This is a genomic window from Daejeonella sp. (assembly GCF_037719425.1).
Classification (GTDB): domain Bacteria; phylum Bacteroidota; class Bacteroidia; order Sphingobacteriales; family Sphingobacteriaceae; genus Daejeonella.
Genome location: NZ_JBBJNI010000221.1, coordinates 3980 through 4400 on the forward strand (window position 1 = coordinate 3980; position 421 = coordinate 4400).

Annotated in this window: 1 protein-coding gene; it reads right to left on the minus strand. The window is 45.1% G+C overall.

The window, feature by feature from the left end; translation table 11 throughout:
• The coding region (locus tag WKF69_RS18730) for a superoxide dismutase family protein (RefSeq protein WP_340383956.1) at window positions 1-421 on the minus strand (421 nt) is incomplete at both ends.

A 421-nucleotide genomic window follows, 5' to 3' on the forward strand; every position in this document is an offset into this window, starting at 1 on the left:
TGCTTCCCGCATTACCTGTTGGCTGAGTCTTATAATCATCAACGCCTGAGTGAACAATAACTGCGCGACCAAGAACATTAGTTTTATCATCACCGCCTATAGTCCACCGGTTTGAAGATACAGTTACAGCTCCAGTACCTTCTGCATTCAACTGCACATTTCCGATATCGCCTGAATGGTACGCTGCAGAGCCCCATTTTCCGTGAGCTTCGTTTGTTGGATTCCAGTGTCCATGTGCACCTTTTCCAGCATCACCACAATCACCATGCTCGTGGAAGTGAACTGCAACCGTTTTATTGGCCATTTTCGGAAAGCTTAGATTTAAGCTCATCTCGACAGTTCCGTCATCTTTCTTAATAAACTCTACCCGACCGCTTCCTGTAGTATCTGTTTTAGTAGCAGCAATATCAGCATGAGCTTT